The sequence below is a fragment of the Pectobacterium jejuense genome (genome assembly GCF_026800125.1).
Taxonomy (GTDB): domain Bacteria; phylum Pseudomonadota; class Gammaproteobacteria; order Enterobacterales; family Enterobacteriaceae; genus Pectobacterium; species Pectobacterium jejuense.
The window spans coordinates 36,743-52,591 of record NZ_JAPQKX010000015.1 but is presented as its reverse complement, the minus strand read 5'-3'; the positions used below and the strand labels follow the sequence as shown (position 1 = coordinate 52,591).

Below are 15,849 nucleotides of genomic sequence, written 5' to 3'. Positions count from 1 at the left end.
TTATCTTCTCGCACATCGAAATCGACTCGGGCATTACCCAAAACAAACTCATCACGCCAGATTAGAGCGGAACGGTGGCAGTAGCCAGATTTGCGCTGCTTCAATCACCTCATTCATTCGCTTTTCATCCAACTCACGGATAATGCGTTGCAGGTAATAATCCTCACCTTCACCCCGCATTCCCATGTTGCCCTGCCAGGCTTGCAGTAAACGGGCGCACGCTTTGTTCTGCGCTTCCTCATCCGACCGCAGGCTGTCGCTTTCGCGATCATAACATTCAGCCAGCCAGGCACTTCCCGCTTTATTGAGCAATAACAGCGGCTTATTCATTCCCTGACGATAGCCATTCAGCATGACAGACAGATGTTCTCTGGCCTGCGCTTCCGACAAGGCAGCAAAGCGCCACGCCGTATCTTCTCGCCCATATAGTCGACTTTCACCCTGCCCGCCCGTTGCACAGTAGGCCAGATGCTCCAACCACAGCGTAATGCCATCCTTCATGGAAAGCGTACCGGGACGCCAACGCAGCAAACCATCCGGCTGCACCTGATTCAGCCAGCCGCTGATACGCACACCGTCGAGGAGAATATCCACTTCCCGACTCACCGACAGCGACGGCGTTAGTTCATCACGCACGCGCGCAGCCAACTGCGCCATCTCCTGCTGCTGTTCCTGCCAGTAAATTTCGCCGAACGCGCCATAGGGTAACTCACCCGCGGCTCTGGCACGACGATACAGTTTTTCGGTATCGCCTTCATTAATCAAGGTATTAAGCAATTCGCTATTCAATTGATAGCGGTTAAGGCTATCAACGACAAAGGGCTCTTCATCCAACAGCTCATCGCTATGCAGCATAAAACTCACGCCAAGCCGCAGCTGAAAAAAGGCTCGCACAGGATGACGATAAAAACGCTTCAAATCGTCCAGACTGACATCCCTATCACTCGCTCTTTCGGACAACGCTTCACGATCGAAATCAGGCTGAGCTTCCCCTTTCTGGTTCGCCGCCGCCAGCCACTCGGCCGCAAAGCTCAACGGCTGCGGTGCAGACAGGAAGTTATTCGCATCAAAAGGCATACGGCTATGTTCGCGGCAAAGGTGCTTCACCACGCGCTCCGCGCTGCTATCGATATCCAGCGCTTCATCACCCGGCAGGACGTAACTTTGTGCGATATATTCCGTCAGTTCGCTGACCAATACGGAAGGATAGCGGCGCGTATTATCCTGAATCGAGCGCCCGATATAGCTGATATAAAGTTTGTGCTGCGCCGACAGAAGCGCCTCAAGAAACAGATAGCGGTCATCATCACGTCGGCTACGGTCACCACGCTTGATTTTCCGCCCCATCAGATCGAACCCGAGCGGTGGCAGCGTTCGAGGATAAACGCCGTCATTCATGCCCAGCAAACACACAACCTTGAACGGGATGGAACGCATCGGCATCAGCGTACAAAAGTTGATCGAGCCAGCAAGGAAACGCTGGCTGAGCCGCTCCTGATCGAGACGCCGCGACAGTTCATCACGTAACCGGGAGATTGGCACCTGTTGCGGATAATGCGCCATCGTTCCCATACCAATCACGTACTGCCACTGTTTTTCCACCAATGCCAGCGCCGCTTCGGTCTCGCTGTCAGCATCAAAGAAGGTTTCGATCAGCTCTCGACATAGCGGTAGCCAGTCGACAAGCACGCGCGGCTGAGACAGGCGCTGACGCCAGTGGTGGATCTGCATCAGCAGTTCGGCCAGTTGACCGGCCAGCTCCGCAATCAGGCCGCTGGATTCATCATAAGGCAGCACGCCCTGCCAGTCGCCGACCTGACTGTCCATCGCATAGCCCAGCAGCATTCTCGTCAGGCCGAAGCGCCACGTATGCTGCCCCGTTGGCGGCAGCATCAGATCACGCACGTTGTCGTCATCCAATCCCCAGCGCACACCTGATTCCACTACCCACAGGCGTAGACGCCTTAGCCCTTCTTCCTGAATACCAAAACGCGCAGCCAGCGCGGGCACTTCAAGCAATGCCAGAACCTGTTCCGCCGTAAAACGGCTAGTCGGTAAATCCAGCAGGCTGATTACCGCCTGCAAGGCGGGATGCGCATGTCGCGCACGCTGATCGGAGATGGCAAAAGGCAGGTAGCGATTATCTGGCGCGTTGCCAAACACCGCCTGAATAAACGGCGTATAGCTGTCGATATCCGCCATCATCACAATAACATCCCGCGGCATCAGCTCAGGATCGTCTGCCATCATAGCCAGCAGCCGATCGTGAAGCACTTCAACCTCCCGCTGCGGGCTGTGGCAAGCGTGAAAATCGATCGAACGATCGTCGAGAGCCAGCAGGCGTTTTTGCATGCTGGTGTTCTGCGTGTCGTGACTGACGGCCACTACCGCGTGGTCTTCCAGCTCAAGAATATCGCGCTGCAAGGTTTGCAGCAGATTTTCGCCATCTGACTCAACAAAGGCGTCGATCTCCTGCACGCTATCCAAATCAGCCAGCAGATAAAGGTTATCGCGTCCCAGTTTTCCCCACGATGCCAGCAGCGGATTATTAATCGACTGTTTACCGTCATCGTTGAATAACGCTTCTGCCTGTGAAGGATCGCGAAAGAGCGAACGAGTTTCATCAGTCTGCTCACCGTCAAAGCGATGTAAGCGGCGGTTACGAGCTTTTAGCTTCGCCAGAAATTTATAATCCTGAATGTCACTCCAGTAATGGCGGCAGGGATTGGTAAATAGCAGGTGCACGTCAATATGACGCGCCAGCGCGTTCAGCGCCTGTAAATAGATGGGGGGTAACGCCGAAATACCGCAGATAAAAACGCGTGGCGGCAGGCCTTTCGGGCACGTTTTTGCCTGTTCTAACGCAGTAATAAAGCGTTGATACAGAATCGCATGGTGCCATTCAGGCTGCGCCAGCTCGCGAGTGTAGTCCACCAAGGCACGCCACAGCGCCGACTGCCACAGCTGGTTCCCGCCGAGATCGTCGACCTGTTTCACTTCTTGCCATGCCTTGATCCAGTCGGGGCGATAAATCAGGTACTGATCGAAAAGATCCGCCACGCGTCCGGCAAGCTGATGCAGCTTGCGCTGGTTATCATCATCCTGCAAATAGTGGTTAAGGGCTGCAAAATCAGGCTGTTCCAACAAATCGGGCAGCAAATGCATGAGCTTCCACGTCATCGCATCCTTGCTGAAGGCGCTTTCTTTTGGAATATCCGACAACACATGGCGACACATATTCCACAAAAAAACACCGGGCAGCGGGAATTGAATATTGGCAGCAATCCCGAAGTGTCCAGCCAGTTCAATTTGCAGCCACTGCGCCATCCCTGGGCTTTGAACTAAAATCACTTCCTGCTGGAAAGGATCCGCAAGCGGCTGACGTTTTATCAGCTCAACCATCAGTCTTTTCAAGATATCTAACTGATTGGAGTGATAGATTCTAAACATTCTGGCTCCTGCTCGCCGCGGCTTACGATTTATCATTCATAGTTTACCCAAGTATGCCTATCCAACAGGCGATGACAGGCAAAACCAACGGTTTAGTGTAGCCTGATAGCGACGTGGCGTCATGACTCTTGCCGTTACCTGACGGCATTCTCCATTCTGTCGCTGCTCTGACACACTAAACTGCCAGCTTTTACTCGCAAGAGACGCGGTATTATCACTATCAGACGGATTATACCGTACACCCGCTTCATAGGCCTCCAACTGCTGCATCGCAAACCGCCAGGCCTGACGCTGCTGCAACTGGTGTTGAAATGACTGCTGCAAGATTTGGTGATATTGCAGTAGCCCCATCAGCGACACGGCAAACAGCAGCGCCGCCACTAGCGTCTCCGGCAGGCTAAAGCCGGATTGATGGCTCACAATCCCCATGTTTAGCGCGCTATTCTGTTGCATCACAGCGTGTCACCTCCTTATCAGGACAGAAATCTAGCCAGCCGTTGCCCAATGGTTGAATCGCAATCTGGCCCGACGACAGTGCCGAAAAGGACACGCGTTGGTACAACGTCAACGGTCGCGCCGAAGCGGGGAGAGTCCCTTCACCACGCAGTAATCCTTGTTCACCGTCCGAGGCGGCACGCAGGCACACTACGAGCTGTTCTGCCGATAACTGCTGACACTGCCAGCTTTCCGTTAATGTTGCCCAACGCTGCCCTCTTCCCCAGTTCAGCGAGGACAATGCCTGATTGAACGCACGCAGATAATGTCGTTCATCGTTCCCCACCTGAATGGCAGCATCAAGCTGGCGCTGCAAACCAGATATCAACAGCAGGCCGATAATAGCGATGAGCAGCACCATAGCCAGCGTTCCACTTCCCTCCTGATGTCCTTTCCTCATTGGTTACGACCAAGAATAAGGCGAGTGGTATGCTGCCGAACGGCAGGCCGCTTGGCCCAATAACCCGCGAGCTGTAATTCATACAACGCTGCATTATTTTGTGCAGACAGGCGCTGTAGCCGGAACAACGTGAGCACCACCTCTTGCGGATCAAACAGCTTCTCCCACCTGTCGCCCTGACAGTTATGCGCCCCGCTCTGGATTTCCAACGACCGACCACGCAGGCGATAGCCAAAAGATTCCGCATCCTGCTGTTCCCCACCGTCCCAAACCCCATTTCGGTTCAGATCGTAAGAGACATTCAGACAGCTGTTGTCCGCCTCGCCCGGATACTTCCCTATGCTAATTGCCTTTCCCTGACAGGTTCCCGCACAAAAACCGGCACGACGGATATCTTTCTCAACCCCCATAGCTACCTGACTGAACAATTGTTCCAGCCGGAAAAGTTGTGCGCTGTCCTGGCTTTGACTGCGCAGCAGAGGATACAACTGCGCCGCAGACAGCATAATCAGGCTACCTAAACTCAGTGCCAGCAGGATTTCCGGCAAAGTGAAACCGCATTGTTTACTCTCCAGCGTTGATTGCCTCAACACGATCTGTCTCAGCGCTATCGGTTTCAGCATAGGGGAATCGCCAGGACAGCCTGCGCCTCGCTGCACAGACGCATGCGTCCTCTCACTGAGATGATGAGGCGTAGCTGACCCGCAGAATTCGACAACGAGATATGTCCGGCCTGTGCCGCGTTACGCAAGCCAAAGAACGTAAAAACGTTGCTTGTGAACTTTGCCAGCACAACATCCTGCGTGCGGCGAACGAACTGTCCCGGATGGTTCTCACGGCACGTCTCCTCTGCCTGTTTTTCATTCTGCCCCATCACCATGCACCATAGTTCTCCCTGCGGTATCAGCTTCGCCGTGCGGGTTTCGTTATGCCAGTAGGCATTCGCCTGAACCCGACTCAAAAAATCCAGCAGTTGCTGCGCACTCTGTTCCAAACGGATTGCCTGCTGATACTGAATCCAGCCATGCAAACCACCGCCCGCCATCAGCGCCACAATCGTCAGCACCACGAGTAATTCAAGCAAGGTAAACCCTCGCCGTTGTCGATTCCCTGTTTTCATGGCATCAGGATAGTGAGTCTTATCTGTAAAAACAGCGCATAAACAACGCTATACGCGGCGGCTCGCAATGTTTTACTGCAACGATGTAACAACAGAAAAAGCGTGCGGGGAGGCAGGGAAAGTACAATGAAAAAACGGCGCCAGCCTGTATGGAAGACGCCGTCTGGTAGGGGAGGTCGTTAAATCAGTGATCGATACGCGTCCAGTTCTTTTACCGTCATTGGTAGCCCCTGACGCAGGAGACAATCCAGATATTCGTCTACATCAAACGGAGGCTTTCTAAAAGCGGTGCGCGAAGTTCGAACCGCTTTAAGCACCAGCGCTGAATTGAGATCGAATAAATCGGCAATGAATTCATCTGGGTGCATTGCTTCGACCGCAAATTCGGAAAGTGCCGTTGCTGGAAAATCTTTCAGATTCGCAGTGACGATGACTTCCGCATTAGCGCGTATCGCAGCAGCCAATACATGTCGATCATCCGCATCAGGTAAAACCAGAGCAGGGATAAGTTGTTCGAACCCAGTCACATTGGCATCGGGTAATGCCTTATTCATCAAATGCTCAATGTTCCTGAGCTTATCCATCGTTACGTCAGCGTTATTTAACAACAAATTTCGCTGCCACTCTTCCTGAATTAGTGCCGTCCACTTTGGCTGATACAGCCCTGTTAAACCAAGATGCATGAGCAAGTCCCGTAGCAGAGATGGATAAATGACACATGCATCAAGTACCACGGGATAAGGGGAGTGATTCATTAGTAAAACCCGAGTTCCTGACTTCGGTCTGTCAGCTCCTGCATGGCTTGCATACTTTCATTTTCACGCTGTTCTTTGTATTGCATCAAATCAGCAAAAAGCACGCGGCGATGACGACCTGTTTTATGGAAAGGAAGATGCCCTTCTTCCAAAAGCTTCACCATATGTGGCCGTGAAACATTCAGAATATTTGCCGCTTCTTGTGTCGTTAACTCAGCCTGCACGGGGACAATCTGGACAGCATTACCCGCCGCCAGTTCGCCAAGGATGCTCATCAAAAGCGTGAGTGCTGAGGTAGGCAACTCGATCCGATGGGCAATATCATGCGCATCCTGAATCGAAATTTCCTGTGTTTCCAGCTTCGTAGACAGATAGGTTGCAAGCTGCCTTTGTCCACGGATAGCGGCCTCCATTTCTTTTGGAGCCGGAAGGCTCAAACTATTTAGAGGAGTATTTTTCATCAAGTATTCCAGCGTTCTTCGGTTCGTAAGTTCGTAAGTTCGTAAGTTCGTAAGTTCGTAAGTTCGTAAGTTCGTAAGTTCGTAAGTTTGAGAATAGCTATATCAAAGCCAAAGGCTAACACCCTAAAATGAACATTAATCGAAATAAACGAAAATCACAATATTCGAAACGATTAATTTTCACACACAGTTGGTTCAAGAAGTGATAGGTCCGTTGCACGAAGAGAAATAACAAAAAGGGCCGCATGACGCGGCCCTCGAAAACATGGGAGAGGCTTTAGATCGCAACCGGTGCTTTGATGGCGGGATGTGGATCGTATCCCTCGATTTCAAAGTCCTCGAAGCGGTAGTCGAACAGCGTATCCGGACGGCGCTTAATCACCAGTTTAGGCAGCGCGCGCGGTTCACGGCTCAACTGTAAATTCGTCTGTTCCAGATGGTTGTTGTACAGATGCGTATCGCCGCCAGTCCAGACGAAATCGCCGACATCCAGATCGCACTGCTGCGCCACCATATGCACCAGCAGCGCATAGCTGGCGATGTTGAACGGCAGGCCGAGGAAGATATCGCACGAGCGCTGATAAAGCTGGCAAGAGAGTTTGCCATCCGCCACGTAGAACTGGAAAAACGCGTGGCACGGTGCCAGCGCCATTTTGTCCAGCTCACCCACGTTCCAGGCAGACACGATAATACGGCGAGAATCTGGATCCTGTCTCAACTGGGTCAGAACATTCTTCAACTGGTCGATCTCACGACCGTCTGCAGCGCCCCACGAACGCCACTGTTTCCCGTAAACCGGCCCCAAATCACCGTTCTCATCCGCCCATTCGTCCCAAATACTGACTTTATTTTCATGCAGATAAGCAACATTGGTATCGCCGTTCAGGAACCAGAGCAGCTCATGGATAATCGAACGCAGGTGGCATTTTTTGGTGGTAACCAGCGGAAACCCGTCCTGCAAGTTGAAACGCATCTGATGGCCGAAAATAGAACGCGTGCCCGTGCCGGTACGGTCGGCTTTCGGCGTGCCCTCTTCAAGCACTTTTTTCATCAGATCCAGATACTGTTTCATACTACCTCACCACAAATATTAAAGAAGGACGGCGGATTATTGCTGTGCAGGCTGACGGCGATAGGCCCAGACCATCATCAGAATACCAGCGATCACCATCGGCAGAGACAGGATTTGCCCCATGCTGAACAGGCCGCCGAACAGCCCCAGCTGCGCATCCGGCTGGCGGAAGAATTCAGTAATGATTCGGAACATGCCATAACCGATCAGGAAAAGCCCTGAAACGCTGCCCATCGGCCGAGATTTACGAATAAAGAGATTCAGAATGATAAACAGCGCCACACCTTCCAGCATCATTTGATACAGCTGAGAAGGATGACGCGGCAGCATGCCATACTGATTGAAAATCGCCTGCCACTGCAGGTTGCTGACGGCCAGCGCCATATCTTCACCGCGCGAGCCAGGAAACAGCATGGCCCACGGCGTATCCGTCGTCACGCGTCCCCAGAGTTCGCCATTGATGAAGTTGCCCAGTCGGCCAGCGCCAAGTCCGAAAGGAATCAGAGGGGCAATAAAATCAGCAACCTGGAAGAAATGACGTTTGGTGCGATGAGCGAACCACAGCATGACGCAAATGACGCCCATTAAGCCGCCGTGGAACGACATGCCGCCATCCCAGACTTTGAAAAGATAGAGCGGGTTTTCAAGAAATGACGGGAAGGCATAAAACAGGACATAGCCCAGACGCCCACCGACGAAGACCCCAAGGAACCCCATATACAGCAGGTTTTCGACTTCATCTTTGGTCCAGCCGCTACCTGGTTTATTCGCCCGACGCACCGCCAACCACATGGCAAATACAAAACCCACCAGATACATCAGCCCATACCAGTGCAGCGCCAGCGGGCCGATTGAGAAAATCACGGGATCAAACTGAGGAAACGCCAGATAGCTTGTCGTCATCATTCACCACATATTTTATTGTGTTATCCCTACTTTTGGGATCGTCATTGATAGGCAAAAGGCAGGAGAATGAATCCGTTCCTGCGAACCGCGGTGGCGAATCATAGCATACGCGCCCACGCTCGTTGATCGCGAAGGGGAAAAGTTCTGTAAAACATTGAGTCGTTGTTAAACATTTACTCGCAATTAAATCTTAATGTTCCGTCGATATCGCACCGCGACGGATTAGCGTCCGCCGCGAATCAAGCCGCCCAATCCGCGCTCTTCCATGAAGCTCGACGCCCACTGTCGGACTTCTGTCGCGCTCTGCGCACCGAGCAATTGCTTCACCAACGCCTGCGATTCAGCCAGCGTAATTTGGCGCAGCAGATATTTAATTCGCGCAACGCTACGTCCGTTCATACTGAGCGAGCGATAGCCCAGCCCGGTTAGCAGCAGTGCGCCAAGCGCTTCGCCCGCCATTTCTCCGCACACGGAAAGCGGAATATTATGCCGCTCGCACTCGGCGGCAATCATATTCAATGCCTGCAACATGGAAGGATGCAGACTGTCATAAAGCGATGCCACGTGAGCATTGTTACGATCTACCGCCAGCAGATACTGCGTCAGATCGTTGGTACCAACCGAAACAAAATCGATGCGGGAAGCCAGATGAGGGAGCAGGAACAGCATCGATGGAACTTCAATCATAATCCCAATTCGCGGCTTGGGCTGCGGGAAGCCGAGTAATTCTTCTACTTCGCCCGCAGCCTGATCGATCAAGCGACGCGCTTCGCTGATTTCATCCAGACTACTGATCATCGGCAGCAGAATATTGAGATTGCCACTATGCGCGTTGGCACGCAGCATCGCGCGCACCTGAATCAGAAAAATTTCAGGCTGATCGAGCGTAATACGAATGCCGCGCCAACCGAGACACGGATTCTCTTCGCTAATAGGCAGATAAGGCAGCGGCTTATCCGCGCCGATATCCAGCGTGCGCAGCATCACGGGGCGCGTAGGATAAAGCTGCAACATGCTTTGATATTGCGCCATCTGCTCATCTTCAGACGGAAATCCGCTTTGCAGCATAAACGGGATTTCCGTGCGATACAGACCCACGCCATCAACCTGATTGATAAAGCGTTTTTCGTGTTCAGCGCTGAGACCCGCATTTAGCATGATCTGAATGCGTTCACCGCTTTTGAGTACGGCAGGCTGTTCCATTTCGCCTTCGGCTAGGCGGGTCAGCTCATTTTCTTCCGTCAACAGACGCTGGTATTCCTGTACCAGCACGGGTTCAGGATCGACCAGCAGCTCGCCGCGATAACCGTCGATGATCAGCAGACGCTGATGCAGCAGATCGGGCTGAATGTCCGCGCCCACCAGCGTCGGAATGCCCATCGCACGGACGAGAATCGCCGCATGCGAATTCGCGGCACCGTCATAGACAACAACGCCCGCCAGACGCTCAGGCGGCAGCTCCGCCAGCAGCGTGGCCGTTAATTCATCCGCCACGAGGATAAAGCGCTCAGGCCACTGCCCCATGATTTGCGCATTATCGTCGAGGTGGAACAGCAGCCGTTGCCCCAACGCACGCAGATCGCCTGCTCGCTCGCGTAAATAAGTATCCTGCAAATTGGTGAACTGCGCGGCAAAGCGCTCGATCACCAGTTTCACGGCCCATTCGGCGGCATTGCCCGCATCCACTTCCTGAAAGAGTTCACGCTTGAGCCGCGCATCGTTTAGCAAGTGCGAGTACAAATCGAAAATCGCCGCGCTCTCTTTCTGCGCGCTGGCGCTAAACCGCTTGCTGAAGCGGCGGAATTCCGCCGTGGCCTCTTCCAGCGCCTGCGTTAAACGGGAGCGCTCACGCTCGCTGTCCAGACTCGACGCGGGGAAAACCTGTTCCAGAGAAGGCTGAGTACAATCCTGCCAGCCGGGGGCAATCGCCACACCGGGCGCAGCCACCAACGCCTTAACGCGCGTCTGACGGTATTGACCGAAGAGCGTTTTTATCTGTGAAAGGGAAAGAATAGCGGCCATCTGCGTGGCCAGCGTCACCATGAACGATTCTTCGTTTTTATCAAACTGACGATGTTCACGCTGCTGCACAACCAGTACGCCCAGCAGGTGGCGACGGTAGATAATGGGAACGCCAAGAAAAGAGCGGAAATGTTGCTCTTTCACGGCGGGGATATATTTGAAACTGGGGTGTGTGCGAGCGTCGGCCAGATTGATGGGCTCAGCACGTTGCCCGACCAGCCCGACAATGCCTTGCCCAAACGCCAGCGTAACCGTGCGCCCGCGCGGCTTTTTCAACCCGCGCGTTGCCATCAGGTAATAACATTGACGATCGTGATCGGCCAGATAAATGGAACAGACTTCCGTGTCCATAGCCTGACAGGTCTCATTGACCAGAATGTCCAGCGCATCACTAAGGCGGGCCGTTGCCGCAACGTTTTCGACAATTTCTCGCAAGCGCGTGAGCATAATGTGCCTGAATTACCCTCTTTTTCGCCGAGGACCGGATGGCGTAACCACCCGAGCCGCAACACTCTCCTGAAGCAGTATCACCGGATTGATAAATTCCTTCATCACGCGACGATACACATCTCGCTTAAAAGAGACGACCTGACGTACCGGATACCAGTAACTCACCCAGCGCCAGCCATCAAATTCCGGCGTGCCGCTGCTCTGCATATTGATATCCGACTCATTACACATCAACTGTAGCAAAAACCATTTCTGCTTTTGGCCGATACAGACCGGTTTTGTATCCCAACGCACCAAACGCTTTGGTAATTTATAGCGTAACCAGTTACGGGTAGATGCCAATACGCGCACATCCTTTTTTCTTAACCCGACTTCTTCAAACAGTTCGCGGTACATCGCCTGCTCAGCACTTTCACCGGGGTTAATCCCCCCCTGCGGAAACTGCCAGGAGTGCTGACCATAGCGCCGGGCCCACATCACCTGCCCCTGCCGATTACAAATTACAATACCAACGTTTGGGCGGTAGCCATCATCATCGATCACCGACTACCTCGATAAACATCAATGCAAAGATGACCTGATTGTTTCACACTCCCGTCAGGTGGTAAACCACTGCTTAGAAAGCATGTGATACGAATAAAAGTAAGATAACCCACAGATAAGATCAAAGTTATAAACATGTGAAGACCGGAATCGGCAATTTATTCACTTTTTCTGTGGACATCTTTGTGCAGAACCCATGAAGAAGTAAGTAAAACTCATTTTTCATGAAGAAAAAATATTAATGCGAATTAAAAAATAATGCTTTCTATTCATTAAATTACAAACAATTTTACGTGAAACAGCAGACCCTGATTTTTTGTTCAAATGGCATACAACGCAAGATTGGCGAAAGATCGCACTATGCCGATTTTATCCACAGGGAATGTCTCAAAGTCAGGCAATAAATAGGCAAAAACAGCAAAAAGGTCGGGAGTCAAGGCTGTAAATCGAACCAGTAATTCATGTTTATGTGGGTTATCCAAGAAATCTGTGGATAACCTAGTGTAAGATCCTGTTTATTGTCGGTGGCTATACGTGCACAGTTTGCAAAACGGTGTTAAGTGATCGCCATCACACTAAAAAAAAGCACTACGAATCATGCTATTATTGTTTTTCTCCACAGTCTTGCAGGCTGTGCACTGGTGTTCTCTATCTATTGTGTTTTTTTTGAGCGAAAAAATATCGGGCTATACGCTATGAATTCACCCACGGTTCACATGACTGCGCCGCCAAGTGAGCACATGTTGCTGGAACGCGCGCAATCTCTCGCGGGTTATAATCTCGCGGAATTAGCGGACATCGCCCGCCTGCCTATTCCCGCTAACCTGAAACGCGATAAAGGCTGGATTGGTATCTTGCTGGAGCGTTTTCTGGGTGCAAGCGCAGGCAGCAAGCCTGAGCAGGATTTCCCCGACATCGGCGTTGAACTCAAAACCATTCCTATTGATGAACAGGGCAAACCGCTGGAAACCACGTTCGTCTGCGTCGCACCATTAACAGGCAACAGCGGCGTGACGTGGGAAAGCAGCCACGTACGGCACAAGCTCGCGCGGGTACTGTGGATTCCGGTCGAAGGCTCGCGGCACATTCCGCTGGGGGAACGCCGTATTGGCACACCGCTGATCTGGAGCCCCAATGAAGAAGAAGAGGAACAGCTGCGCTGCGATTGGGAAGAGTTGATGGATCTGATCGTGCTTGGCCGGGTAGAAAGCATCACCGCACGGCATGGCGAAGTGCTACAACTACGCCCCAAAGCGGCAAATAGCCGGGCATTAACCGAGGCGATTGGCGAATTTGGTCAACCGGTTCTGACCTTACCGCGCGGCTTCTACCTGAAAAAAACCTTTACCGCGCCGCTACTAGCCCGCCACTTTATGCAGCTCAGCAGTTGAATTTCGTTAGCGCGATGTTCTATTAGCACGATGCTTCATCAGCGCCCCGCTTCATCGTACACTAGCCTTATACGCCGCACTCTATTACGCAGCAATCGTGCGACAAGGGAATCGTTCTGGGAAAAGCCTGACGCCGACCCAGAGTAAAAAACCAGAGCAAAAGGGACGCCAGCACACGGGCAGCAATGCGAAGTATGACGAGTATATTTTCACAACATCACACTTTCGCTTGCCTACGCCCTGAGCTGGCAGAGTATAATATCGTTTACGTTTCGTTTAAGGTGTATTGATATAATGTTTGATTGGATTGTTGATCCGAACGCATGGTTAGCATTGGGAACGCTGACTATTCTGGAAATCGTTCTTGGGATCGATAACATTATTTTCCTGTCTCTGGTTGTCGCCAAACTGCCTAAAGCCCAGCAAAACAAAGCTCGCCGCATCGGGCTGATGGGTGCGATGTTAATGCGTTTGGGACTGCTCGCTTCTATTGCCTGGGTCATGCGTCTGACCGACCCGCTGTTTACCGTCGCTGGCAATGAAATCTCCACACGTGACCTGATCCTGTTCTTCGGGGGACTCTTCCTGATCTGGAAGTCGAGTATGGAAATTCACGAAACCGTCGAAGGCGGTTCAGAAGACCATACTTCCAAGGTGTACTCTTTCTTTGGCGCGATTGTGCAGATCATGATGCTGGATATCATCTTCAGCCTGGATTCGGTAATCACTGCCGTCGGCCTGTCTGACCATCTGTTTATTATGATGGCAGCGGTCATTATTGCCGTTCTCGTGATGATGTTCTCTGCGCGCCCTATCGGCGAGTTTGTCGAACGCCATCCGTCCGTCAAAATGCTGGCCTTGTCGTTCCTGATCCTGGTCGGGTTCACCCTGATTCTGGAAAGCTTCGACGTTCACGTACCGAAAGGCTACATCTACTTCGCCATGTTCTTCTCGATGTCCGTCGAGGCATTGAACCTGTTGCGCAGTAAAAAAGAAAAAGCAGCACACTGATCGCCGCATCGCGAGCGCTCACGATAAAGACGTCATAATCAGGCGGCGACCTGCCGCCTGATTACACAACATTAATTCCCTCTAAACACATTTTTTCCATTATTCCTACGTTAACCTTCGCAACCATTTGCTAGACTCACCTGAAGCTTTGGCATTCATGAACGGGTTAATATGATGAAAGTACGGATGAAAATGGCAATCACACTGGCGTTATTATTCACTCTGGCAGGCTGTTCCAGTGACTACGTGATGGCGACAAAAGAGGGGCAAATGCTCCTGACGCAGGGAAAACCCGTGCTGGATAAAGATACCGGGCTGCTCAGCTATACCGATGAGCAAGGTAATCAGAAACAAATCAACAGCGATCAAATCTCCCAGATCGTGCAGCGCTAACGGCAACGTTAGCCCGATATTTTCCCCCATCGAACGACGCTCTTCGGCAAAATCCTGCTGAAGGGCAACAGAAGAGACTTCCCCACTCGCCACGGCTTCGTTTATAGTCGAATTCAGGTGTGTTTTCCCAAACTCATTGGAATCGCAGCAAATCATGCGGAAATGACGGGAAAAGCGCCTGCTATTTTCAGACATAAGGAAGCTGGCAATGCAATATCACCGTATTCCCCATAGTTCTTTAGAAGTGAGCGTGCTGGGTCTTGGTACGATGACCTTTGGCGAACAGAACAGCGAAGCAGACGCTCACGCCCAGTTAGATCATGCCATTGCCGCAGGTGTTAACCTGATTGACACAGCAGAAATGTACGCCGTTCCTCCGCGCCCGGAAACACAGGGGCTAACCGAGAGCTATATCGGTTCCTGGCTGAAATCCCGTGGTGGACGTGAAAAATTGATTGTGGCCAGTAAAGTTTCCGGCCCCGTGCGCGGAAACGATCACAGCATTCGACCACAGCAGGCGCTGGACAGAAAAAACATCCGTGCCGCTCTGGATGCCAGCCTGCAACGCCTGAACACCGACTATATCGATCTCTATCAGCTGCATTGGCCTCAGCGCCAGACCAACTGCTTTGGCAAGCTGAACTATCAGTATACCGATGATAAACCGCAATACACTGAAGACAAATCGGTCGTCACGCTGCTGGAAACGCTGGAAGCGCTGAATGAGCAGGTGCGTGCCGGTAAGATTCGCTACGTCGGCGTCTCCAACGAAACCCCGTGGGGCGTGATGCGCTATCTGCATCTGGCGGAAAAGCACGACCTGCCGCGTATCGTGTCAATTCAGAATCCCTACAGCCTGCTGAACCGCAGTTTTGAAGTCGGCTTAGCGGAAATCAGCCAGCATGAAGGCGTGGAACTTCTCGCCTATTCGTCACTGGCATTCGGTACGCTGACGGGTAAATATCTGAACGGCGCGAAACCGGCCAATGCGCGTAACACGTTGTTTAGCCGCTTCACCCGCTATACCGGCCCACAGGCTCAGGCAGCGGTTGCCGTGTATGTGGCGCTGGCGCAAAAGCACGGTCTGGATCCGGCGCAAATGGCATTGGCGTTTGTGCGTCAGCAGCCGTTCGTCGCCAGTACGCTGCTGGGAGCAACGACACTGGAACAGCTGCAAATCAACCTCGACAGCCAGAACCTGACGCTGGACGGCGAGATCCTTGACGAGCTGGAAGCCATCCACCGTCGTTTTACGTTCCCCGCGCCGTAAACGACAAAATCGGGGCTACAGGGTTCATCGGGATTTTGACGTTATCTGGCGTAAAAATTATGCAGCGGTGGGCATGACCACCGAGTGAGCGGCAGGGACGCCGCGAAAGA

General features: G+C 52.3%; 15 protein-coding genes. 4 read left to right on the top strand and 11 right to left on the bottom strand.

Features of this window, described 5'->3' with window-relative positions:
* Positions 1 to 51: 51 nt before the first annotated feature.
* The 11 genes from recC to rppH all read right to left on the bottom strand — a co-directional run bounded on the left by recC (position 52) and on the right by rppH (position 11,674).
* Positions 52 to 3,450: an exodeoxyribonuclease V subunit gamma gene (recC, locus tag NXT09_RS20780; protein ID WP_268581039.1), complete on the bottom strand. Its 3,399-nt coding sequence runs from the start codon at positions 3,448 to 3,450 to the stop codon at positions 52 to 54.
* Between the two features lie 57 nt (positions 3,451 to 3,507).
* Positions 3,508 to 3,903 carry a prepilin-type N-terminal cleavage/methylation domain-containing protein gene (locus tag NXT09_RS20775; RefSeq protein WP_268581047.1) on the bottom strand — a complete coding sequence of 132 codons (396 nt, stop codon included), beginning with the start codon at positions 3,901 to 3,903 and terminating at the stop codon, positions 3,508 to 3,510.
* A complete protein-coding gene (locus NXT09_RS20770; RefSeq protein WP_268581038.1) occupies positions 3,890 to 4,345 on the bottom strand; it encodes a YgdB family protein in 456 nt (151 codons plus the stop codon). Before NXT09_RS20770 ends, NXT09_RS20775 begins: the two co-directional genes overlap by 14 nt.
* A complete protein-coding gene (locus NXT09_RS20765; protein WP_268581037.1) occupies positions 4,342 to 4,968 on the bottom strand; it encodes a prepilin peptidase-dependent protein in 627 nt (208 codons plus the stop codon). Before NXT09_RS20765 ends, NXT09_RS20770 begins: the two co-directional genes overlap by 4 nt.
* Positions 4,962 to 5,465, bottom strand: coding sequence for a prepilin peptidase-dependent protein (locus tag NXT09_RS20760; protein ID WP_268581036.1), 504 nt, complete (start codon positions 5,463 to 5,465; stop codon positions 4,962 to 4,964). The genes NXT09_RS20765 and NXT09_RS20760 overlap by 7 nt, the downstream gene beginning before the upstream one ends.
* Before the next feature lie 179 nt (positions 5,466 to 5,644).
* A complete protein-coding gene (locus tag NXT09_RS20755; RefSeq protein ID WP_181848183.1) occupies positions 5,645 to 6,220 on the bottom strand; it encodes a PIN domain-containing protein in 576 nt (191 codons plus the stop codon).
* Positions 6,220 to 6,681 (bottom strand): helix-turn-helix domain-containing protein, encoded by a 462-nt coding sequence (locus NXT09_RS20750; protein WP_039497370.1) that lies wholly within the window; start codon positions 6,679 to 6,681, stop codon positions 6,220 to 6,222. Before NXT09_RS20750 ends, NXT09_RS20755 begins: the two co-directional genes overlap by 1 nt.
* Positions 6,682 to 6,958: 277 nt before the next feature.
* Entirely contained in the window at positions 6,959 to 7,753 is a 795-nt protein-coding gene (gene thyA, locus NXT09_RS20745) for a thymidylate synthase (RefSeq protein ID WP_039312476.1), read from the bottom strand.
* 36 nt (positions 7,754 to 7,789) lie between these two features.
* Entirely contained in the window at positions 7,790 to 8,656 is an 867-nt protein-coding gene (lgt, locus tag NXT09_RS20740) for a prolipoprotein diacylglyceryl transferase (RefSeq protein WP_268581046.1), read from the bottom strand.
* A 225-nt stretch (positions 8,657 to 8,881) separates the two neighbouring features.
* On the bottom strand, positions 8,882 to 11,128 hold the full coding sequence (ptsP, locus tag NXT09_RS20735) for a phosphoenolpyruvate--protein phosphotransferase (protein WP_268581035.1): 2,247 nt from the start codon (positions 11,126 to 11,128) through the stop codon (positions 8,882 to 8,884).
* Between the two features lie 12 nt (positions 11,129 to 11,140).
* Positions 11,141 to 11,674, bottom strand: coding sequence for an RNA pyrophosphohydrolase (gene rppH, locus NXT09_RS20730; RefSeq protein ID WP_010282870.1), 534 nt, complete (start codon positions 11,672 to 11,674; stop codon positions 11,141 to 11,143).
* A gap of 695 nt (positions 11,675 to 12,369) precedes the next feature.
* On the opposite strand from rppH, the gene mutH reads away from it, so the two are divergent.
* The 4 genes from mutH to NXT09_RS20710 all read left to right on the top strand — a co-directional run bounded on the left by mutH (position 12,370) and on the right by NXT09_RS20710 (position 15,739).
* Entirely contained in the window at positions 12,370 to 13,065 is a 696-nt protein-coding gene (gene mutH, locus NXT09_RS20725; protein ID WP_268581034.1) for a DNA mismatch repair endonuclease MutH, read from the top strand.
* Between the two features lie 294 nt (positions 13,066 to 13,359).
* Positions 13,360 to 14,076: a TerC family protein gene (locus tag NXT09_RS20720; RefSeq protein ID WP_010299690.1), complete on the top strand. Its 717-nt coding sequence runs from the start codon at positions 13,360 to 13,362 to the stop codon at positions 14,074 to 14,076.
* 174 nt (positions 14,077 to 14,250) lie between these two features.
* Positions 14,251 to 14,469, top strand: coding sequence for a YgdI/YgdR family lipoprotein (locus NXT09_RS20715; RefSeq protein ID WP_039276145.1), 219 nt, complete (start codon positions 14,251 to 14,253; stop codon positions 14,467 to 14,469).
* Between the two features lie 208 nt (positions 14,470 to 14,677).
* A complete protein-coding gene (locus NXT09_RS20710; RefSeq protein WP_268581033.1) occupies positions 14,678 to 15,739 on the top strand; it encodes an NADP(H)-dependent aldo-keto reductase in 1,062 nt (353 codons plus the stop codon).
* Positions 15,740 to 15,849 lie beyond the last annotated feature (110 nt).

Coding starts and splice junctions, on each gene's coding strand:
- NXT09_RS20755 (WP_181848183.1), bottom strand. CDS start 6,220: ATGAATCACTCCCCTTATCCCGTGGTACTTGATGCATGTGTCATTTAT.
- mutH (WP_268581034.1), top strand. CDS start 12,370: ATGAATTCACCCACGGTTCACATGACTGCGCCGCCAAGTGAGCACATG.
- NXT09_RS20775 (WP_268581047.1), bottom strand. CDS start 3,903: ATGCAACAGAATAGCGCGCTAAACATGGGGATTGTGAGCCATCAATCC.
- NXT09_RS20770 (WP_268581038.1), bottom strand. CDS start 4,345: ATGAGGAAAGGACATCAGGAGGGAAGTGGAACGCTGGCTATGGTGCTG.
- recC (WP_268581039.1), bottom strand. CDS start 3,450: ATGTTTAGAATCTATCACTCCAATCAGTTAGATATCTTGAAAAGACTG.
- NXT09_RS20750 (WP_039497370.1), bottom strand. CDS start 6,681: ATGAAAAATACTCCTCTAAATAGTTTGAGCCTTCCGGCTCCAAAAGAA.
- NXT09_RS20715 (WP_039276145.1), top strand. CDS start 14,251: ATGAAAGTACGGATGAAAATGGCAATCACACTGGCGTTATTATTCACT.
- lgt (WP_268581046.1), bottom strand. CDS start 8,656: ATGACGACAAGCTATCTGGCGTTTCCTCAGTTTGATCCCGTGATTTTC.
- thyA (WP_039312476.1), bottom strand. CDS start 7,753: ATGAAACAGTATCTGGATCTGATGAAAAAAGTGCTTGAAGAGGGCACG.
- NXT09_RS20760 (WP_268581036.1), bottom strand. CDS start 5,465: ATGAAAACAGGGAATCGACAACGGCGAGGGTTTACCTTGCTTGAATTA.
- ptsP (WP_268581035.1), bottom strand. CDS start 11,128: ATGCTCACGCGCTTGCGAGAAATTGTCGAAAACGTTGCGGCAACGGCC.
- NXT09_RS20765 (WP_268581037.1), bottom strand. CDS start 4,968: ATGCTGAAACCGATAGCGCTGAGACAGATCGTGTTGAGGCAATCAACG.
- NXT09_RS20720 (WP_010299690.1), top strand. CDS start 13,360: ATGTTTGATTGGATTGTTGATCCGAACGCATGGTTAGCATTGGGAACG.
- NXT09_RS20710 (WP_268581033.1), top strand. CDS start 14,678: ATGCAATATCACCGTATTCCCCATAGTTCTTTAGAAGTGAGCGTGCTG.